The sequence below is a fragment of the Brevibacillus sp. MS2.2 genome, from assembly GCF_013284345.1.
Lineage (GTDB): Bacteria > Bacillota > Bacilli > Brevibacillales > Brevibacillaceae > Brevibacillus > Brevibacillus brevis_C.
Genome location: NZ_JABSUZ010000020.1, coordinates 54,036 through 73,942 on the forward strand (window position 1 = coordinate 54,036; position 19,907 = coordinate 73,942).

General features: G+C 38.3%; 20 protein-coding genes. 6 read left to right on the forward strand and 14 right to left on the reverse strand.

Annotated elements, in window-relative coordinates; translation table 11 throughout:
* Positions 1–16: 16 nt before the first annotated feature.
* The 3 genes from crcB to yneA all read right to left on the reverse strand — a co-directional run bounded on the left by crcB (position 17) and on the right by yneA (position 1,092).
* Entirely contained in the window at positions 17–382 is a 366-nt protein-coding gene (crcB, locus tag HP568_RS18230) for a fluoride efflux transporter CrcB (RefSeq protein ID WP_173629857.1), read from the reverse strand.
* A 97-nt stretch (positions 383–479) separates the two neighbouring features.
* The gene (locus HP568_RS18235) at positions 480–677 is read right to left on the reverse strand and encodes a DUF896 domain-containing protein (RefSeq protein WP_007718933.1); all 198 of its coding nucleotides are present in this window, start codon (positions 675–677) and stop codon (positions 480–482) included.
* Between the two features lie 76 nt (positions 678–753).
* Entirely contained in the window at positions 754–1,092 is a 339-nt protein-coding gene (gene yneA / locus HP568_RS18240) for a cell division suppressor protein YneA (protein WP_173629858.1), read from the reverse strand.
* Positions 1,093–1,254: 162 nt separating this feature from the next.
* Between yneA and lexA the strand changes: the two genes are divergently transcribed.
* Complete coding sequence (lexA, locus tag HP568_RS18245) at positions 1,255–1,878, forward strand: transcriptional repressor LexA (protein ID WP_007718939.1); 624 nt, start codon at positions 1,255–1,257, stop codon at positions 1,876–1,878.
* Between the two features lie 51 nt (positions 1,879–1,929).
* Here lexA and HP568_RS18250 read toward each other — a convergent pair whose 3' ends face one another.
* Positions 1,930–2,415, reverse strand: coding sequence for a DUF456 domain-containing protein (locus HP568_RS18250; protein WP_173629859.1), 486 nt, complete (start codon positions 2,413–2,415; stop codon positions 1,930–1,932).
* A gap of 107 nt (positions 2,416–2,522) precedes the next feature.
* Between HP568_RS18250 and HP568_RS18255 the strand changes: the two genes are divergently transcribed.
* Complete coding sequence (locus tag HP568_RS18255; RefSeq protein ID WP_048033339.1) at positions 2,523–3,131, forward strand: DUF4269 domain-containing protein; 609 nt, start codon at positions 2,523–2,525, stop codon at positions 3,129–3,131.
* On the opposite strand, the gene HP568_RS18260 is transcribed toward HP568_RS18255, so the two are convergent.
* The 5 genes from HP568_RS18260 to HP568_RS18280 all read right to left on the reverse strand — a co-directional run bounded on the left by HP568_RS18260 (position 3,077) and on the right by HP568_RS18280 (position 10,376).
* Complete coding sequence (locus HP568_RS18260; protein ID WP_309142228.1) at positions 3,077–3,325, reverse strand: SOS response-associated peptidase family protein; 249 nt, start codon at positions 3,323–3,325, stop codon at positions 3,077–3,079. The genes HP568_RS18255 and HP568_RS18260 overlap by 55 nt on opposite strands.
* Positions 3,326–3,806: 481 nt before the next feature.
* Complete coding sequence (locus HP568_RS18265) at positions 3,807–4,805, reverse strand: hypothetical protein (RefSeq protein WP_217366656.1); 999 nt, start codon at positions 4,803–4,805, stop codon at positions 3,807–3,809.
* 271 nt (positions 4,806–5,076) lie between these two features.
* Entirely contained in the window at positions 5,077–6,849 is a 1,773-nt protein-coding gene (locus HP568_RS18270; protein ID WP_173629862.1) for a UvrD-helicase domain-containing protein, read from the reverse strand.
* On the reverse strand, positions 6,842–9,052 hold the full coding sequence (locus HP568_RS18275) for an ATP-dependent nuclease (protein WP_173629863.1): 2,211 nt from the start codon (positions 9,050–9,052) through the stop codon (positions 6,842–6,844). Before HP568_RS18275 ends, HP568_RS18270 begins: the two co-directional genes overlap by 8 nt.
* Before the next feature lie 355 nt (positions 9,053–9,407).
* Positions 9,408–10,376, reverse strand: coding sequence for a DGQHR domain-containing protein (locus tag HP568_RS18280; protein ID WP_173629864.1), 969 nt, complete (start codon positions 10,374–10,376; stop codon positions 9,408–9,410).
* A 140-nt stretch (positions 10,377–10,516) separates the two neighbouring features.
* On the opposite strand from HP568_RS18280, the gene HP568_RS18285 reads away from it, so the two are divergent.
* On the forward strand, positions 10,517–10,870 hold the full coding sequence (locus HP568_RS18285) for a helix-turn-helix domain-containing protein (RefSeq protein ID WP_173629865.1): 354 nt from the start codon (positions 10,517–10,519) through the stop codon (positions 10,868–10,870).
* 258 nt (positions 10,871–11,128) lie between these two features.
* The gene (locus HP568_RS18290; RefSeq protein ID WP_173629866.1) at positions 11,129–12,112 is read left to right on the forward strand and encodes a hypothetical protein; all 984 of its coding nucleotides are present in this window, start codon (positions 11,129–11,131) and stop codon (positions 12,110–12,112) included.
* Between the two features lie 450 nt (positions 12,113–12,562).
* Here HP568_RS18290 and HP568_RS18295 read toward each other — a convergent pair whose 3' ends face one another.
* The 5 genes from HP568_RS18295 to HP568_RS18315 all read right to left on the reverse strand — a co-directional run bounded on the left by HP568_RS18295 (position 12,563) and on the right by HP568_RS18315 (position 18,104).
* Positions 12,563–13,033, reverse strand: a complete 471-nt coding sequence (locus tag HP568_RS18295) for a hypothetical protein (RefSeq protein ID WP_173629867.1) — start codon at positions 13,031–13,033, stop codon at positions 12,563–12,565.
* Positions 12,981–15,155, reverse strand: coding sequence for a site-specific integrase (locus tag HP568_RS18300; protein ID WP_173629868.1), 2,175 nt, complete (start codon positions 15,153–15,155; stop codon positions 12,981–12,983). Before HP568_RS18300 ends, HP568_RS18295 begins: the two co-directional genes overlap by 53 nt.
* A 2-nt stretch (positions 15,156–15,157) precedes the next feature.
* Positions 15,158–16,528: a tyrosine-type recombinase/integrase gene (locus HP568_RS18305; protein WP_173629869.1), complete on the reverse strand. Its 1,371-nt coding sequence runs from the start codon at positions 16,526–16,528 to the stop codon at positions 15,158–15,160.
* Positions 16,529–16,633: 105 nt separating this feature from the next.
* Positions 16,634–17,152: an SOS response-associated peptidase gene (locus tag HP568_RS18310; protein WP_254551329.1), complete on the reverse strand. Its 519-nt coding sequence runs from the start codon at positions 17,150–17,152 to the stop codon at positions 16,634–16,636.
* Between the two features lie 61 nt (positions 17,153–17,213).
* Positions 17,214–18,104: a GNAT family N-acetyltransferase gene (locus tag HP568_RS18315; RefSeq protein WP_173629870.1), complete on the reverse strand. Its 891-nt coding sequence runs from the start codon at positions 18,102–18,104 to the stop codon at positions 17,214–17,216.
* Positions 18,105–18,806: 702 nt separating this feature from the next.
* Between HP568_RS18315 and HP568_RS18320 the strand changes: the two genes are divergently transcribed.
* Together HP568_RS18320 and HP568_RS18325 are read left to right on the forward strand one after the other, a co-directional pair.
* Complete coding sequence (locus HP568_RS18320) at positions 18,807–19,070, forward strand: CD3324 family protein (protein WP_007718970.1); 264 nt, start codon at positions 18,807–18,809, stop codon at positions 19,068–19,070.
* Positions 19,071–19,227: 157 nt separating this feature from the next.
* Positions 19,228–19,866: a FusB/FusC family EF-G-binding protein gene (locus HP568_RS18325; RefSeq protein ID WP_048033342.1), complete on the forward strand. Its 639-nt coding sequence runs from the start codon at positions 19,228–19,230 to the stop codon at positions 19,864–19,866.
* Positions 19,867–19,907: the final 41 nt, after the last annotated feature.

Here is a 19,907-nt window from a genome sequence, read left to right on the forward strand (position 1 = left end):
CGTGTCATTGAACGTATTAGGACCATTGCCTAGCCAACCATATTCCAACCGCACAAGAAAGTAGTCCGACTCCCAAACTGAGAAGAGCGTACAAAGTGCCACGCAACAAGTGGCCTTCTCCCCAAAAAGAGACCACTTCCAAGGAGAAGCTAGAGAACGTCGTAAATCCTCCCATGACCCCCGTTGCAAATAAAAGATAGAGTGTCGGAGATAAAATGCCACGTTCTTTCCCTAGCACGAACAAGATGCCGATGATCAAAGATCCACAAACATTGGCGATCCAGGTTCCCCACGGCCATCCCGGTTGGTTTGCGAGTAAAGACAATAGGTAGCGCAAAAGAGAGCCAACTGCTCCTCCAACCGCCACAGCTATCCAGGCCATCGCTTTCCCTCCTTGGCTATCAAAGCTGTTATGTATGTCACAGAAAAAGACACCCTAGCGTCAAGCGAGGATGTCTGTCGTATCAGTAATTGTTATCTTACTGTTTTGGCTTATTTTCTTCAAGGTCTTCCACATAACGGATGGAATCCAAATTTGCTCTCAATGAAAGCTTAACGGCGTCAATGTACTTTTGGCGCAATGCTTTTTGTTCAAGCTTTTCCTCTTCGGTCAAACCTTCTTCGCGAGATTTTTTGACCAATTCGTTAATGCGTTTAATTTCTGCGTCAGATACCACTGCTGGTTCCTCCCACTCTGTAGTAGTGCCGCTTCATTATACCACATTCGAATGATCCCGCAAGACAGCCGAACACTTACGGAGTATCAGGAAGGATGAGAGTCTGACCTGGATAAATCCTGTTGCTCTCTAAACCGTTCGCATCTTTAATCTCTATTATATAGTCTCGAACATCCATATGCGGATCTGGATTGTATTGAACAGCTAATGACCATAGGCTATCTCCAGATTGTACGGTTACTTCTATACCTTGTGGCTCCTCTATTGGCGAAGAAGCAAACACTAGTTCGGTCAACAAATAAAAAAAGAGAGTAAATGTAATAAGAAACAAGAGAGCTTGTCCTCTCGTGATACCAAAACGAACACGGCGTTCTTCTTTTTTCTCGAAACGATTACGAACAGTCGATGAATTCATAATAATAGCCTCCTCACAAACATACGTTCTGATCACTTATAACCTCATGATAAATGAGAACATATGTTCATGTCAACAAAGAATCGAACTTATGTTTGTCGAACGCAAGCTCCCATGGTATAATATAGGAAAATATGTTCGAGAAATCAGGGGTGTCTTTCTATGTCAAAATTATCGAGTAGACAACAAGCCATCATCGAGTTCATACGAAAGGAAGTTCGTGATAAAGGATATCCGCCATCTGTACGTGAAATCGGAGAGGCTGTTGGACTAGCTTCCAGCTCAACGGTACATGGGCATTTGGCACGCTTAGAGAAAAAAGGCCTCATTCGTCGAGATCCTACCAAACCTCGCGCCATCGAATTGCTATCCGATGAAGATCGTTTTCAAGACAATTTCGAAGACTCTGTCGTCCGTGTGCCAGTAATCGGAAAAGTAACCGCTGGACAACCGATTACTGCCATTGAGGATGTGGAAGAATACTTCCCTCTTCCAGACAATATCGTGACTTCTGACAAGGTTTATATGCTGCGCGTCTCCGGGAACAGTATGATTGATGCCGGAATTCTCGACGGAGATTACGTAATCGTTCGCCAACAGCACGTAGCAAACAATGGTGACATTGTCGTAGCGATGACAGAAGAAGACGAAGCGACCGTCAAAAGATTTTTCAAAGAGAAGAACCACTTCCGTCTCCAACCGGAAAATGCCACGATGGAACCGATCATTCTGGAGCATGTCACCATTCTCGGTAAAGTCATCGGTGTTTATCGACTCATTCACTAGTTTCCACGTAAAAAAAGGACAGCCTCGGCTGTCCTTTTCGTTTTCTATATGTTATCTGGCGACAAAAAACCAGATGATCATCGAAACTTGCAAGATGACTTTTACGACTGCACTGCCCAAAAATCCGATCAATGAACCTACGCCCGCTTTCACTGCTCGCTCCATCGATTGCTTCTGCACCATTAACTCTACAAGAACGACGAATACGAACGGCAAAATCAGCATACCAAACGGTGGGAAAACGAAAATCCCAAGAATAATTCCGACCGCCGCAGCAATGGACGACCATTTGGACCCTCCGTACCTTTTCACGAAGTACATGTTCGTCAGTAAGTCAGCACCGTAAAGCAGAATACTTAGAACGACCATTCCCCACCAAAAGGAGGCCGGCAATCCCGCTCCCGGATCTGCAATGAAAAAGTGATAGAGCAAGAAGCCCGCCCACAGTAATATCGTATCAGGTAAAACGGGTAAAAAAATTCCTGCGATGCTTAGCAAGAACAATAACACAACCACTACCCACAAAAATATTTCCATCTACTACACTCCCTTCATCTAGGTATACGAGTGATGACCAATTTCGTTGCGTACTTATTCACTTTTGTCTAAACTATTTTAAAAGAAAGTAGACTGGAGGTAGTCTCATGAGAAATTGGCATGATCTTTCTTACTTGGGTAGAGGGACGATGCGCCAAAAAGCGGCGTGGGACGCGATACAACAGACCCACATCATGGAGGTACTATCCGAATTCCGTCCTGTGCTTGCCGGAACCATCCCATTAGATATTGACGTTGTGCAAAGCGATTTGGATATTATTTGCGAGAGTCACGATCTGGAACAGTTTGAGCAAGCTGTTCGTACAGCGTTTGGATGCTTTCCCGGATTTGAAGTGACACACCTAGATGTAAAAACTACTCCTACGTGCGTAATCTCGTTTTTCACAGCTGACTTTTGGTTTGAATTGTTTGCTCAACCGGTAGCTGTCGAAAAGCAAAATGCCTATCGTCATATGGACATCGAAGCACGATTGCTAGACATAGGAGGCGTGCATGCGTACCAACATATCAGAGCTCTGAAGCAAAACGGCATCAAAACAGAGCCTGCATTTGCTCGATACTTTCATATTCCGGGTGATGATCCATACGAGGCTTTGTTGCAATTAGAGTCGTTAACCGAACAGGAATTACGACAAAGAGTTCAGGTCCTACGAAAGGATTCATCTTCAAACAATGAGTCGATCTCTACTTCTTGAATGCAGGAAGGATCATCATTTTTCGGGCTGCCCACTTTGGTGGATACCGGATACACCATCATCTCGCTGGAATCATAGGGGGTAAACAGCGACTGGAGCTGCAACCGATCATACTTCTCTCGATCAAGCCATAAGTCCTCGTCCTCTTTTTTTAAGATGACAGGCATCCGCTCATTTATATTAAGTGTCAACAAAATCGTTAAAGTTATTAATTTACTTGACTTTATATATGATGTAACACATTGTTAACATTCTAAGCATGAAGATTTTAGTATTTGCATTGATTGACCTTCCTCTTCATGTTTTCGTTGTGAGAGATAACGTTATATAACAGCAGCAGTCAAAGTCCTTATTTTCCAAGTCTTAGTCTGATGCTGCTTATTTATAGGGATCAGTCTATAACTTATGTTAAAAAAGTTGCCAAAGTTACTATTCAACATATGTGTAGTATTAATAACTCCAGTCTACAACTTTTGTTCCCGTGACATTTATCGGGTAATGGACCTCTGTTCTCTGATATTAAAATTAACTAAATCGCAGGCAAAAAATGCATTAAACCCGGACTGTTATTCGGGCCGGGTTAGAAATAATGCTGTTTAAAAACTATTTATCTGGGGGGCAGTTCCCCTCGAAGTTGATGTCTCGATTTCGGCTATTTGTCCCCCAATTAAGGCTTCACCTTTGCTTCGTTGCTTTAACCCATAAGAGAACGTCCTGTGTCATTCGTAAGCAGAGGAGCGCGTCATTCATAGTTGCGACTTCGCGTTGTACGCTTCCGTCTATAATTGGTCCCTCCAGATTGTGCGCTCCTAAGTCACATGTCATCACGTAGAGGCCATAGATCGATCGAAATCTAGGATAGTTGAAGTTTCGATTGGCCTTATTGTCTATAATATCCTTTGCGGTTACGTTTTGGATATTTTGATCCGTACTAACGTTCCGAAGCCCATTGGCCCACTTAGTCTGCTCGTCCTTTGATTCCGAAAACAGGCCTGTCATGATGATACGGCAACTGGCAATGCATGACACTGGCTGCCCGTTAGAGTATGATTCGAGCGCCTCTTTATAAACATCCGCAATGGCTGGATGATCATGCTTCAACCAGTCCATAATGACGCTAGTTGTTTGATTAGCATGCTCTACGTCTTCCGTCAAGGGGCGCAACTTAAGCTTACGGTTTTCGAATTGGATGTCCAGATTTAGTATGTTCAAGTTTAAGACGAATTCCTTGTAAGCGGGCGATGGCATGGTTTCCATCGCTAATTTCGCCAACCGATCGTCTACACGTTCCATGTACTGCTTAAAATTGTAATAGTAATTGCCTTCCTCTAGTTCCTCATGGTTTCCTTCTAGGATAAGGTTAAAGTCGATGGCATCTACGATTGCCTCCATGAGTTTTTGGAACTCTCCACTGTTCTCTGATTCCATGTATACGGTCTTAAGAATCGTTTTGATGGCCGTGAAAAACTCCTTAAACTTCCGATTGGGATTCTCATACTTTCCATTGTAAGTGTATGGCTGCAAATTTTCTTCATACCGCTCATATAATTCGCTTTGTCCCGCATTGGATAGTATTTTATCCCACACTGAGTTATCATCGGTTCTGATGATTTTTTCCTCACTGATTAGTGTCGCGATTTTGGATATTGCTATAACTTCCGTCCTGTCCATCATTACCCCCTGCTTTTACGATCAATTGATAGAATTTTTTCATTGTACAAATTATACAATTTCATTAAATTAGCTCCAATGACCACGGAATCCCGCCACTCATTGACGGATATTTTTATCATAATTAAACAACTTTAGACTAAATTAAATGTCTTTATTATTGATCAACAGCATCAGTTAACAATGGTATTCACTTCAGTTTTATCTTAAGGTAAGAACACTTAAGTAACATAAAGTGTTACCTTATAGTTTATATCATTATTCAGTAAAAGCTTTACCCTTGTTCTGATATCTCGTCTCCGTGGTTTAGCACCAAAGAACGAAACGACTCCTTGCCAAACCAAGTAGATAGGGTTTCTATTGCATGAATTGATAATTTTTGTGTAAAGAGAAGTGCCAACTGTTTCTTTGGACGTGAACACGCAACATAAAACAAATTTCTATTTCGTTCGTAGGTGTCCATTTTTCCGGATGGAACACCGATTGAAGCATACTCCAACATTTGTGAAAAGTTATACATACTCCAGCCCCGACCGATAACCACTAACACATTATCGAATTCAGCTCCTTTAACACCATGTTTTGTTGCAAATGGCGTTCTTTCTTCAATAAAATTTGCCAAAGCAATGACTTCCTTATAAGCAATTGCTTTAAGTTTAGTAATCCTTTCAAATGTTTTTTTTTCATTTTCATCCAGTTCTTTCATGGTACTCCACGATTCAAGACCTGTTTCAATTCGTCCTATTTTTTCAGGTAAAGGTGGAAATTTCGTTTTACGTAAATGATCAATAACCATACCAATGTTTCCATTCTTACGAAGAGAAAGAAGTGTATTCATATGGGTTGCCCATTCATTCTTATCTTTATGAGAACGAATAACTAGCGTTTTCCCCTCTAAAGCAGAAAACATTTGACCAAACTTTCGATTTTCGTAAGCAACACATACTGGTTCAAGTGTGTTAACAAAGAATGCAATATAGTCATCTTCTTTTTTTATATATGACTCGTTTCGAGAGAAGACATCCGCGATATTGCGATACCCTTGTTCTTGGGCAAGTAAATTATGAGTCAACATAAGAATCTTCGTTTTATCCGGTGAAAAATCCCACCCACTTTTAGTGAGCTCACGTTTAGTCTCCTCAAGATACATATGAGCAATGTCAGAGGGAAGGTCTTCTTTCCAGTGAGATTCCGAGCGTCGTACACCCTGCCAATCATTCGTATGGTAAACAAGTATTGAACCCTCCACAGAAGGATCACTTACTTCTTGCGTTAAGTCAGGTCGCATTCGGTTCAAACATTCAACAATTGTCTTACTCGAGCGAAAATTAGCTCGCTTACCTATATTTTCTACATTTGAATGCTCAATAATACCGCATCCTGAGCCATATATTTTTTGCCAATGGTCCCCAAAGAAGCCGAACAGCGGTCCTTCATTTAAATCTAAGAAATGTTTCTTTATAGAATCCACAAACTTTATATCTGTATCTTGATATTCATCAATGAAAATGATAGGAAATCGATGGTTTAATATTTTTCGAAATTTAATATCCTCGATAAATCGTATCGTTAAAGATAAAACATCATCATGACCAAGTAATATTTGTTTATCCTCAACTTTTGGGTAACCTAAATCATATTTTATATAATGATTATTTAATTCTCCAACATCGCTAAGTCTATCAGGCCATTTATCCAGTTGTGGTAAAATTTCACGTAATTTAGGTTGAAAATCCTTAATTAATGACCAACAAAAAGCATGAATCGTTGCTGAAAAAATCACCGGATTACGATCGGTACGAGATTCAATTTCGTCCCTAGCTACATTAGTGTAAGTGATACAAGCAATTTTCTGGTCTTTTCGTTGTAAGGCATAGCCCTGATTTAGAACTAAGTATCTTAATGCCTGGATTAACGAATATGTTTTACCTGCACCCGCCCCAGCCTCAAGTACAAAGCTTTTTCGCTGCTCTATACATGCGTATACACGGTCGAGAGCTTCTTTAGCAGCCTTTTCTGCAGGGTTCATAGTAAACGTCTCATTCATCTGTTCTCACCTCGGTTGATGTGCTATCTATAGGGGTATCACCAGCACCTACTTCAGGATTTGCGGCCAACCAACATAAACCATCTTTTAAGTAGGTAGGAACATTCCATTCAGTGTTATTAATAGCATAATCGAGAGCAAAGTTGGTCTTATCAATTTTTTTAGCTTTTTCCCAAGCATCTTGTGCTAGTTCTATACTGGTATTTCCTACAATACCAAACAAATCCTTATTCGCTAACATGAATGAGTCTTCAAAACTTCTTCCAGTCGGCCCTTGTAACAGGACCGATTCCTGCACCACCTCTATTGTTTCACTACCCTCTGAAGCCTTCATAATATCGGTATCTGGCATATCGATATCCGAAATTATAGTTGCAGCAACTTGGTTAATTGCATTAGTTATCTCTTCACTTGCAGGATCAGTTGTTTCTGGAACTTGATAGGTAATACGTATAAAACCGTTACACTTTTCTTCATTTGATTTATTTATTAGTATTTCTGGTGTTATCTCATTGTCACCAAACCATTTTTTAATGCACGTATTACTTGTGTGAGTACCCTCCGCCACCACACATTTATTACGATATGTTCCGTTACTTTGAACAACTGGTTTTACTGTATCAATATCTGTAATAATTAAAGTACGTAGCTCTAAAAAGTTGAGGAATGCAAAAAAATGATGAGCATAAGCACCACCGACTTCAACGATCGACAAGTACTTACTAGATAAACTTTCTTCAGGTGGCTTTGTTGCATCAATCTTTTTAATCATTCTTGGCATGAGTAACCGTTCAGTAGGACCCTCTATTAAAATTGCTTTATCCGCAAAAAACAGATCGCACCTTGTTAAAGTTAAATATTTATGTAAGAATTCCTTGTCTTCTTCGTTATTGGAATCAGATGAAAAACCCTTTCTCAAATCCTTCACTCGGGTGTAAATCTCCCCATATCTCGTACTTAAAAAATATCTTATTGCTTCAAATGGTGCTTCGTTAGCTATATGTGTAGAGTGAGTTGTTATGACAAATTGAATTGGCCAAGGTGATCCATTGTTAAAGCTTTTGGAAAAATCATCAGCAATTTCAGTTAATTTCCTGATGAAGACCTCTTGCATCTGTGGATGTAAATGTGCCTCAGGCTCTTCTATAAAAACCAAATGAAAGTTAGGGGCTGTTTTCTGAGTTTTATACGATTTAAAGAACTCAAAGAGCTGGAATAATATATATATTAAATTTCTAGATCCTAACCCATTATAAGTTTCAGGAAGGTTAATGCCATTTATTCCTGGGTAACGGACTTTAGTGTGATTTTCTAAAAGTCTTCTGACATCAAGAGTTGTTTCAGTATGTAGTGGTAAATTATTTAAGCCCGGATATCCGAAGAGAGAAAGCGCTGGGAGCAGCTTATTGAGATGTTCGTTAAAATCAGTATCAAGTTTTTCCTGAATGTCTTTAACTGCTTCTTCTAGAGCTGAAGCAGTTTGATTATCTTCTGGTGAGGCAGTCTCCGTTTTTGCAATATCTAGCATACGCTCGACTACCTTGCCTAAAACCTCACTATCTCTATGGGTAGTGTCATCTAAACCACGCTGGGCGTTAATAAATCCCGTTTGTAAAAGGGTACGAAACTTAGAAATATCTATAGCCTTTTGATTAGTATCATCTCCTGGATCTATAGCATATATATACGCGGAATACAGTTGAGGTACCCGTTCTTTCATCATTCTAAAGAAGTTTTTCTTTTCATCCGCTAGTTTATCCGACTCTCCTGAGAAGTGAAGATTTTCAAAAAACGAATTGATTTTTCCATCCTTCAGCTGATACTTAATGTTTGCGATTACCTCTGTGGAGCTTGGATTAAGATCTACAATAAATTCACTAAGCGGACCAAAATCATCAGTTTCTATATCATAATTGAGAGAGAGTGTTACCTCTATAAACGGAAGGATTTCCCTGATTTCTAAATCCTCTTTCCCTTGTTTCATTAGAATAAAGGCATTCCAAAAATCATCCTGAACTGAGATTGAAAAGTCTTCTAAGTTAAATCTTGGAGTGTTATCTGATAACAACCGTCTAAAAACCTCAGTGAAAGAGGTCTTACCAGAATTATTGCGTCCAACTATTACAGTTGTTTTTTGCTCGAGTGTTAGATCTACGTCTTTTAAAAGCCTAAAATTCTTTATTTTTACTTTATTAATCCGCATTGAGCACTCTCCCTCATAAAAATAACAATAAATTCCACCTAATAATTCTACATATTTCGGCATTTTCCTTTGTCATTACTAACAAGCCATGTATTCAGATTGTTCAGTAATAAAAATAGTAGTCTAGTACCAGTAAAACACTTAACTTATCATGATGAATCGTGTGAGGAATCGAAAAAAATAGGAATCAGGTATAAAAGCAGGAGACTATTCGAACAGTCAATGAAAAGGTATGAGCATAGTTGTTTTTTACAAACTAGATTCGTTATTTTAATTATTCTTTATTATAGTTTTCTTTTTGATATCGAAGCCACTAAAAAAATGCTTCCCTTTATTCGGGAAGCATTTGTTCTTTTTAGTTTGAGGCTAACGCTCTGGAACCACTTATACCTTTCAGATATTTTAGAGGCCCTTCAACTGACCAATCTAATGATAATCGTTTTACATGTCGTTGAATTTCAGAGTGATCTAATTGCTTCTTTCCATTTACAAGACAATTGGATAGTACGTCACGTCCGGCAATAGAGAGTGCATCTAAGCAAACAATATGAACTAACCTATAGCCTTTGTAATCATTCCATTCATCAGAGAATGTCTGTCTTATGGTATCGTAATAACACAGTGATGCTGCAAGTTTCTCCTCTTTGGATAAACTAGACAGCAAATTATCCGACGTTAGGTAATGTAGCGATCTATATAGATTTTGTAGAGTCACATGACGGCCCTTGCTACGCTTGCCAATAATGCTTCCGATATGAAAAAAAGGGCTTTCCTTTAGTGCAATTAATTCCGTAGCAACCCAGCTAATGTCATCTGAATCGCGACGTAAGAATTTGCTAAGTGATGTACCAATTCCTTTTGCTTTTGTGTTGATAGTGTCAAATAACTTTATCTCTTCATCCTCGTCCAAACAATGAAACGCAAGAAAAGGTACATTTAAGTCGGCGTTTGTCTCCCGAATATAATTTTGAATCCCACCCATACGATGTTGACCATCCATTAGTGACGCCTTTCCTCTACATATGAGTCGACCATATGCGGGCCGTTGACGATCGTAGCTAAAAAATTCCCAATTTGACGCGGCATTTAAAAGAATAGGCGTAAAAAGAGCATCTTCTCCCATAGACAAGTATTTAGAGAAGTCTTTACAGCGCTTTAAGTCTACTGGCCGTTGATATCCCTTCACAATAGTTGAATCAAATGGTTTAACATAAGTTAGCTGAAGCCCTACTGAGGCAGGGAAATGACTTTGATAGGCTACTTTACCTCGAATTTTGCATTGCAAGACATTTTCAATGACAATTTGGCTAGGTAGTGTATTCATGATGATAGTCTCCTTAAAATCGATATTCTAATTTCCAATATAGATTTTAAAACATCTAAAATCAATTAGAAATATATGCATAGAGTGTATTCAACCACATCGTCCACTTTCCTACTCTGATAAAGAGAGGTGGTGGAGATTTGCCTAACATAGCATCTCATGTTGGTACCAGAATTAGGTTGTTAAGAAAAAATAGGGGATTAACGCAGGAACAATTGGGTGAACGAGTACATCAACCTCAATCGTACATTGGCTCTATTGAGAGAGGAGAAAAGAATATTTCCCTTGATACGTTAGAACGTATCGCAGAAGCATTGGATGTGCATCCAGGGGCATTGTTTGACACATACCATAAAAGCAAATCAAGTGATCAATTAGAAAAAGACAAGATAGCCGATTATATTGGTTTACTTTTGAAAGAACGCAATATTAATGAAATGAAGATCATCTCGAGGCTTGTAGAGGATGTTCTAAAAGCATTTGATTCAAGATAAAATTTCAAAAACAAGAAAGAGCACATTTCAGAAAGATGTGCTCTTTACCTATTCGGGTAGATTATTGTCCTCTTTTTCTGTGCTATGGCTTTATTTTTCACTAGCTAAACACCTATTCGCACATCAAACTGACGACTTCGGTTCACAGATTGATTACAATTTTAGCAAGCAGAACACTTCCGACTGACGTCAGACGGCGTGAATACAGGATGTTATCTACAAATTGAATCTTACTAAAAATAAAAACGAGGAGAAGATATGAAGATTATTAAGATCTCTGAAGAACATATTAAAGAAGTAACGATGTTCCTCCTCCAAAACCAACTAATATTCCATCCCAGAATTTCTCCTAAAGGAATTCCTGATTTCACAAATTACAATGGCAGAGAATTTATTCTAATCCTTGATAGAAACATCCTCACTAAACTTATTGAATTGTGTCTACACGGTACTCTTAATGATAGTTATCTCCTAAAAGTAATAGGAAGCATCATGTTTTGGGCTAACTTTAATGGAGTGAGAATTACTGCAGGGATTGCACTTAATGAATATGCTTACAATTTAAATGATGATTTGAAGGCTAGTAAAGAGAATAATATATTCCTTGAGTTATTTAATTTTTATTCTCCTCTTCAGTGGCTAGATCTAGCCTTGGGGATTACAGAAACCATACCACAGATGACACTTTCAAAAGACTTGAATTCTTATATATTTAATGTTGAGAGCGACCATTATAAGATGCACTATGCTGAAATGCTACATATAAGTTTTCTATTAGCAAATCAAGAATTAGGAAATACTGAAAAGTTGATTGAGTTCATTAAGTGGAACAATAATAACTTATTGTTTTGTCAGTATACCTTGGTTTATGCGTGTATGTTGTTTTCACGAAAAATTAAACAGATTAACATTAAGCAAGTCGATGAGATATTAAAGAAATGTAGAAATCAGGCATGGGATTTAACTTATCTATCTTTCTGGAGTACCTTGTATTGGGAAGATAACCACTCAAATGAAGTTTTCTTGTTTTGTACAATGGATAAGGATTTAAAGAAAATTTTTGTTTCTACACATGAAGCAAATAAAAACCCGTTTGTTGAGTGTTATGGAAAAGACAAAGGAATAAAAATCCATAATGAATATCAAAACATTATCTCCAATCGGGTTAAGCCAGTTATCACAAGCGATTTATTGAATAAATTAATACAAATTGGAGAAGAAAATATAAGAAACCACTTGTGATAAAACCAGAGCAGTATCGAAGGTTTTTCAACTAAGTTTTATCTGTCAAGAAACGAAAACATATCCGCGCAAGTGGTAAATTCGACAACCACAAATCGCACTTCACTCTTCTCCAAAGCGTTATACTGAGACACAATACGCCGCACTGTATCATAAGTAACCGGAAAATTGTTGAACTAACGTGTTTTATGACTGGCTTTTCTGTATGGAAAGATTGGATAGCTTGTTATTTTTTCTATGGTATTGAATGAACTTTTTTATACTGAAATATCTCAGATCAACAACATCAGTCGACTTCTTTATTTTCTCTGAACATCCAATAGTGAAAAAGTACATTAAGAAACATATGAAAAGCCGGTTATCCTATGCTAAGGAATAACCGGCTTTTTGCTTGCAAACATGGAATAATATACTTTGCGTAAATCATTTAAATAAATAGGTATCTTGCAGTTACTTCAACTTTTCAAATTGGTTAATGAGCCATTCTTTATGCTTCTCCGCAATATGTTGTTCTGCTTGAATTAATTTATTAATTAACTCTTGCTTTGTCATTTTTCGATATCTCTTTTTTACATTCTCAAGATTACGTTCAGGTTTAATATGTTCAAAATTCACGTTAGAATCCACATTTAAATGCGACGAACCCCGTTTATTTGTTATTTGGGATCTCTTCTGGTAAGAAGAGCTATGATTTTTATAGTAATCATATGCTATAACGTTTGTTCTTATCGTGTTCCGATGAACTCCTCTTCCCATTGGATCAATAACCTTCGTTGCATGTTCAAGATTTGCTAAACTAACAACCTTCTGATTTTGTTTAAGAAAGTCCACTCCCTTAATTACTAAATTAAGTGTTCGTTCTTGTTTATTAGAATAGTTTTTTTGAAGCCAGGGGCGTTCTAATTCTAACCTCTGGGTCATATTTTTCATCCTTTCGGTACCCTACTATCGATTCAATTTCTTGCAGTTCCTTGTTACAATTTCGAATCACTTCATTTAGTTTTCTGGATTCTAGTATTTGACCTTTTTTATCAAAGAAAGCTTTACTTTCAATTGCCCAAGACTTCATGTCCTCTATTTCATTCTTCTTTTCTGGAACGGGTACTTTGGCACTACACCCCACGCAAGCAAACTTAATAGGGCATAGGGCATCAATTGAGCAAATACCCCCGGTTACTTGTGTAAGCGTACCGGCTTTTGTGCTCAATTCTTTAATCGTTTCTTGCAGTTCTGTAGGTGCTCTTAAAATAGCTTCACTGACATTAAGATGGGTGGCGGTAACGCTGAGCCAATCATGAACGTGTTGTGAAATCATACTAGGTGTCGGCTCTGAATAATATTCTGTAACCCTTAAGTTTTTCTGATGAAGCAATGCACCGACAACATCAATCGGTAACTTTTCGACCTGAACGGCGTGGGTTGCGAACGCATGTCTCAAGAGATGTGATTTAAGTGTTACTTGTTTACCTTCTGGAGTTTTCATAACAATTCCATGCAAAAGAAATCGAACACAGATATTTATGATTTTTTTGTTGAAATGCTTGTGTTTATACTGAAAAAAATAAGGTTTACTGTCAAACAAATGGTCTCTCTGATCTCTGTACTTAACACAGGGTATCTTTTCTTGTTGATAATGTTCTCTTAAAAGACTCTTGATTTTTGAAAGGAGTTTAATGGTTTCCTCACTAACATAATAATTTTCTAATGTGTCGCGGCCCTTTGGTACAACTCGCAAAATATATCTTTTTAGTGGGGGCACTAAGGATGTGTCATTAGCTACGACTATACACTCTTTTGTGGAGCTAATCTGAAGCAGTTCATTTGCACGCGCACCGGTTGTTGTTAATATATCAACGGCTGCTACTCCAAAAGTTGCTGCAGCGTATAGTGGCTCAACATTAATTAAAACGCCTTCGGCGTTCTCTTGATTCATCGTTACAAATTGACCTTGTTTTAAAAGACCTCCTATTTCTGCATCAAAAGGAGCAGGATATAGCTCTTTATTATGCTCGTCTCCATATCCCCATTGGAGTAAAAACTGCTTCTTAATATCTTTTTCTTCATCAGGACAACCTGCATACCATTTGCCAATAACTTTATAACAAAGTAGATCGGAGAACCAAAAACCCTCACATCCAACACTTGATCCGGTCTTTACATCTTCAGCCTTAATGAACTCCAAGAAAAACTCTTCTTTAGCATAAGAACTGGTTCTTCGTTTCGCATGACCAAGGGTATCCGAGCTATAATTCTCGGGATGTGCCAACACAAAGGAGCTTCTATCCCAGAGTCGAAAATAAAACCGTTCTCCATTCTGATGTTCTAGGTTAGTGTCAATGTCATCATACCAAAATTCTATGGGTAAACTTGTTTTGGAAGTTATCTTGTTGACGACTTCTCTATACTTATTCCTTAATCGGTTTAATCGATTCCATCGTAAATGTGCTTCAGCACGAATTTTGACATAATGGGGTACAATCGCATCGGTTTCATTTTTTCGCCAGGCTTGCTGTTTTTCAATAATTGTCCTACTAAATGAAAATTCTTCTTTGTTTATAAGCGTTATCGGGAGTAGAAAGGGCTTTATATTTGTTTTCTGTTGTTCACTTAATTTTGTAGTAAACCATTGGTTTTCTAAAATCAGTGAGGCATGATAATTGACAAAGAAACGATACCTCTGATGATCTGTGTGCTCTGGGAGGACTATTTTCTTTAAGTATTCGTACATATGCCTGTCAGGCTCCCATTGTTCCATTGTGGTTAAATCAAAATAGGCGAAAAGATCTTTAAAACGCGAATGTAGGGATACTTGTGTACATTTAATTGAGTGAGGATCCTGATTATTAAGAGCTCTAACTAACATTACTAATGCCAAATGATTTGTCCAAGGATAGCCAATGCAGTTTTTATTAAAATAGTTAATATTTTTTTGGTGTACCTGTTGCCATAGTGAAATACCATTCTTATCCCTTAAATCGCGAAGATGCTCGGCTATACTGTTTATAAAAAGCTCACTAACTTGTTTGGGTTCTTGAACCTTCATATTTACTCCAATCCCTCAATTAGATCGCGGATTTCCTCATCATTTGCGTCATTAGAAACCGAAATAATTGAAGTGGTATCTTTAGATTTTTGGCAGCCTTGCTTAAGACATTTTTTTCGTTTCTGCTTAATATATACTTGCTCGTCCTTTTTCATCTTCTGAAAAAGAAAGTCTTGCGCAACTATATGTCGCTTTACATCAAAGTAATGTTCATATGTATCAATCGTTGTGTTACTTTCCCATTTCATATATTTAATCAATTCATTAATACGGCGTTGTGTCTCACCGTCAGACATGGACGTTTCATAGATAGTTCTAAGCATCTGCGTAACGTACCAGTGTCTAGTTTTATGTGGGTTAACATTTAAACCACTTTCTAGAAGTGCTTTTTTCCAGTGTGGGTACCAAGATGAATAGGTGTAAGGTGTACCACGCGTTGTTAGAAACAGTGGGGCATTATCAGGCAATGTATCGAAGGATAAATGATCTCGATCATTTCCTTTTCTTTCTCCGTTGATATACCGTTTTAATAAAATAGCAGTTTCATGACTAAAAGCCAAAAATTTAATCCTCCTGCCATGACTACCTTTACTGAATGTATTCATTTCTCGAATAGAGGATCTTGCTCGATAATCACCGATTGTTACTTCAATAATTTCTGAGACTCTTGCCCCAGTTTCAAATAACAACCGACGTATGATTTCCTCTCGCAAACTCCATCTGGCTAACTTTCCCGCAATTAATATTTTGGCAGGCAACTCCGGATCATCAAGGATATGTGGCTTCCATTCTTCATTAACTACTTTAAAATAAGAATCTGTATACTTACGATATTCTTTTGGGTTTTCAGTCCCGGCAATGTCAGGTAATCTTGGTCGATTACTTCTTTGACCATTCAGGGAAAAAGCTAATTCTTTAAAGAGGGGTGCATTTGATTCTAATAAAGGATGCGGATGTGTATATTGCTTTAATCGAATCATAGATCGGTAAAAGCCTTTGAGACCTGATAAAAACATACGTATAGACTGAGGACTTTGTTGAGTCAAAAAAACCATTTCTATGCCATTTTTATCTCTTACCTTACATTTCATTTCAGATATAAGGTAGTCCCTAATAGCAACTTGGATAGCAGCCGTGCAATCCTTCCATTCTATTGTTTTTCCTTGATAACTACTTTGGTCTGTCAACCAATCAAAAAAAGGTATTAACAAATGCAGATATGTAGTAACTGAGCTTCTACTTATCCGACCAATTTGATCATCATAATAATACATAAGTGGTAAAAAAGGTTCCGAATTTTCATCCAAAACAAGGATAGAAAAACGGCTTTGTATACTTTCTGGTTTATGATAAAGTCGAAATCGATTTTTCATTCAATTTTAGAACCTCATTTCGTTTTAATGATCAGGTATACACATATTATGTACCACATTATATAATTTTTGTGATTTGAAGCATCTGTATGACAAAGTATGTAATTAGATCTTACTATTATGTATATTCTCGATGAGCTCATTTGCCTTTGTTGTAACGATCGTGCAGGTATGTACTTTTTCTCCCTCTTGATTCATCCACGTATCATACAGGCCAGCAAAAGCAAATGGTTCCTCGGTTTTCATCATGATCCGCATCGGTTGCTTCCCTGTGATGGCGTTCATCCACTCATAAAAGCTGTCAGCAGGAAGGATGCATCGTTTTCGGGCAAAAAGCTGTTTGAATGCGGGCTTTTCATTTAATGCCTCGCAACGCGCATTGATCATTTTGTAGCTGCTCTTCTCATCGGCAGCCCAGGACGGCACTAACCCCCATCTCAACTGACCCATACGTCGTTCGCCACGATCAGCAATAATCGCTGGAATGAACTGACCTGGTGCAATATTGTACCGTGGCTTTGCATCAAATGGAATGACTTCGATTTGGAATCGTTCCTTCCATTTCTCCAAGTTCGTTACGAGAGTAAAACGGCCGCACATGCTTTTCCCCTCACATCCTTCCATACTGGACGTCTGCTCATCCCTTCTATTTTACTGTTTCACCTGATGTGTCATTTCAAACCTTTTATGCGTGTGAAGTAAGTGGAAAACGAAAATGTTCTGTCTCCATTTTTAACGAGGGACGAACAAATAAGACGTCATCCGTCGTTGTCATTAAAACAGATTGGATTTTCTCATTCTCACTATCCGGCATAAAGTGAAAATGAATGATCGTTGTCTCAGCCGTTACCAAATGGGAAATGACCGCTTCTGTATCAACTGGCTTTTTACTTACAAGATCAAATACATGCAGTTGGTCGTCTTCTCGTTCCAATAAGACAATCACATCCTCCTCCTCGACGTAATAGATCGCATCCCGAAAAACAAGAAGAAAGTAAAACATCAACAGATGCTCGCTATCCTTGACGGCCAGTCTCGATGAAACGGGGATACGTTTAGCAGCAAACTCCTTCATGACGATAAAATCAGCCTCGTTATCAACATCTAGCTTGCGCAAGACTGATTTTTGTCCTACTTTCTCTTTTAAATCAGATGCCATTAAGCGAAAACTACTTTCCTGTACTCTCTCAAATCCGAACTTCGGATAAAAATCGAGTACGGTATCATTGGCATACAAATAAATAAAATCGTATTCCTGCTCACATGTTTCAAGAATATGGTTCATCAATTTCGCTGCCAACCCTTGGTTGCGGTAAGCTGGATGCGTCATGACCGTTCCGATCTGAAGTGCCTGATAGTCCTTCCCATTGGATGTCACGATCATCTTACTGGCAGAAGCGTTAGCAATAACCTGATCCCCATCCAAATAGGAATAGCAGACATAGCTGTCATTCCAGAAGCCCTTGTTATCCCATTCTTTAAAATCGAGCTGAAAGATCTGTTTGGCGAGGTCATGAAAGCTTTCCTTATATGTTTTGATATGCTTGTAGTCGCTAATCAATCGATATTCACTCATGTAAAAACCTCCCATTCTGTTGTTTGTGCTGTCTGTTATCATTCATTTCTTTTCAGCAATCCCTTCTTTCCAATAAAAAAGACCACAAGAAGAATTCTCTTCTCATGGTCAAATTTATCGTTGTAATGAAGATACCTATCCCAAACAGAATAGATATCATGCACAAACGTGAAATTTGTTTTGATGAGATATAATGGCCTTCTAATCGCTCTTGAAAAAAGGTATAAAAAATAAACCAAGGGCACGCCCTTCATGTAACCTTTTCCCATATAAAATTCATTCGAATTTTACTTAGCGATTATCAGTTTCATCATATACAATCAAAACCTCTTTTCACATTAGATACCTTTACTATATTGGACTTTCAAAAGGTTGTAAATGAGCATTCCATATCCGCTCACATTTTTGTAAGTATCGTTATACAAAAACGTCATTTTCTTATATAATTACAAATACTCCCTTTCCGAAAAGGAAAAGGGACACCGTTTTTTAAATGGACCTCGAGGGGGGTGTACCAATGGCGAATGCTCTCAATTTGCCACATACCGCAGCGGCTCATGCAAAGCCTAGAAATAGTGAGGCGATACTTTGCATGAGGTGGTCTTACGTTTAATCGAATCATCGCCTTCATTTGCGTATCTCATTTCCTATTTCTTGGCTTTGCCCCTTATTTGCCTATCTATAAATAAGGAGCGAGCAGAAATGAAATGTGTGAAAGCAAATTTAATCCTTCCTGAATCGTTACTTGCAGAAATTCAAAAGTACGTGCAAGGAGAAACCATTTATATTCCAAAGACAAAAGTAACCCATCAAAAATGGGGAACGCGCACAGGCGGGAGAAAACTCCTGGATGAGCGGAATACGGCTATTAAAAGCAGTTTTCGGGCCGGGACGGCTATTTCTCAGTTAGCGGAGGAATACTTTTTGTCTACAGAGACGATTAAAAAAATCGTGTATACCAAATAGACGTTTATAAAGCACTGACGACCTTTCCATTCAGGTTGTCAGTGCTTTTTTATGGCGAGTTTTTTTGGGAAATGTCCTTTCCCTTTCTCCTTTCTTGCAAACACACTAAAGTAAAGAGGAACCCACCTTACAAGACAGAAACAGGAGGAACCGCAACATGGAACCTTTTATCCATACGCATCAGTATCACTTCATTAAATCGCGTGTTCAAGCAATCATGAACGCCTATGCGACCAGTACAGATGTCAACGTGATTCGGGCTCGCAAAGAAATTGCCCATGAAGAAATCTTTCAGTTGTTCCCGAACATGACAGAAGAACAAAAAGAAATTTTGCATCCGATTGATTCGATTAAAGAAAAGGCAGAAGGAAAGCAGTTTTTGCAGCAGCTTTCACCGTTTGTGATTCCATTCCCTGCTCTCACAGAGACTTCCATTAAGAAGCTCTTTCCTAAAGTAAAGAAGCTTAAAGTCTCGAATTTAGCTGAGATCGATTTTTCAGAAATCTCTTATGTGAGCTGGCTAGACACTGCGACGGAAAAGAAATATATTGTCGCTTACCACGAAGGAAAACTGATCGGCATTCACGGACAGTTTACAAACGTAAATAAAAAAGGCGTCTGTGCGCTCTGTAATCGCTTTGAGGAACTCGGCATGTTCGTCCTCGAAGCCAAAGGTTCTGGAGATGGAACGTATTTGAAAAAAGGAAACTACATTTGCCAAGACAGTGTGACATGCAATCAAAATATGATTTCGTTGGATAAGTTAAACGATTTTATCTCGCTGATGGTGAAGTAAATCTGCAACGAAAATGAAAAAGCCGCCGGGTCTCCATCCCA

What these genes read in the sequence shown, in the direction of transcription:
- HP568_RS18250 (WP_173629859.1), bottom strand. Translation starts at nt 2,415, where the DNA reads ATGGAAATATTTTTGTGGGTAGTGGTTGTGTTATTGTTCTTGCTAAGC.
- HP568_RS18290 (WP_173629866.1), top strand. Translation starts at nt 11,129, where the DNA reads ATGAAGATTATTAAGATCTCTGAAGAACATATTAAAGAAGTAACGATG.
- yneA (WP_173629858.1), bottom strand. Translation starts at nt 1,092, where the DNA reads ATGAATTCATCGACTGTTCGTAATCGTTTCGAGAAAAAAGAAGAACGC.
- HP568_RS18270 (WP_173629862.1), bottom strand. Translation starts at nt 6,849, where the DNA reads ATGAATGAGACGTTTACTATGAACCCTGCAGAAAAGGCTGCTAAAGAA.
- HP568_RS18305 (WP_173629869.1), bottom strand. Translation starts at nt 16,528, where the DNA reads ATGAAAAATCGATTTCGACTTTATCATAAACCAGAAAGTATACAAAGC.
- HP568_RS18280 (WP_173629864.1), bottom strand. Translation starts at nt 10,376, where the DNA reads ATGAATACACTACCTAGCCAAATTGTCATTGAAAATGTCTTGCAATGC.
- HP568_RS18255 (WP_048033339.1), top strand. Translation starts at nt 2,523, where the DNA reads ATGAGAAATTGGCATGATCTTTCTTACTTGGGTAGAGGGACGATGCGC.
- HP568_RS18310 (WP_254551329.1), bottom strand. Translation starts at nt 17,152, where the DNA reads ATGGAAGGATGTGAGGGGAAAAGCATGTGCGGCCGTTTTACTCTCGTA.
- HP568_RS18320 (WP_007718970.1), top strand. Translation starts at nt 18,807, where the DNA reads ATGAAATGTGTGAAAGCAAATTTAATCCTTCCTGAATCGTTACTTGCA.
- HP568_RS18295 (WP_173629867.1), bottom strand. Translation starts at nt 13,033, where the DNA reads ATGACCCAGAGGTTAGAATTAGAACGCCCCTGGCTTCAAAAAAACTAT.
- HP568_RS18325 (WP_048033342.1), top strand. Translation starts at nt 19,228, where the DNA reads ATGGAACCTTTTATCCATACGCATCAGTATCACTTCATTAAATCGCGT.
- HP568_RS18275 (WP_173629863.1), bottom strand. Translation starts at nt 9,052, where the DNA reads ATGCGGATTAATAAAGTAAAAATAAAGAATTTTAGGCTTTTAAAAGAC.
- HP568_RS18300 (WP_173629868.1), bottom strand. Translation starts at nt 15,155, where the DNA reads ATGAAGGTTCAAGAACCCAAACAAGTTAGTGAGCTTTTTATAAACAGT.
- crcB (WP_173629857.1), bottom strand. Translation starts at nt 382, where the DNA reads ATGGCCTGGATAGCTGTGGCGGTTGGAGGAGCAGTTGGCTCTCTTTTG.
- HP568_RS18315 (WP_173629870.1), bottom strand. Translation starts at nt 18,104, where the DNA reads ATGAGTGAATATCGATTGATTAGCGACTACAAGCATATCAAAACATAT.
- HP568_RS18265 (WP_217366656.1), bottom strand. Translation starts at nt 4,805, where the DNA reads ATGATGGACAGGACGGAAGTTATAGCAATATCCAAAATCGCGACACTA.
- lexA (WP_007718939.1), top strand. Translation starts at nt 1,255, where the DNA reads ATGTCAAAATTATCGAGTAGACAACAAGCCATCATCGAGTTCATACGA.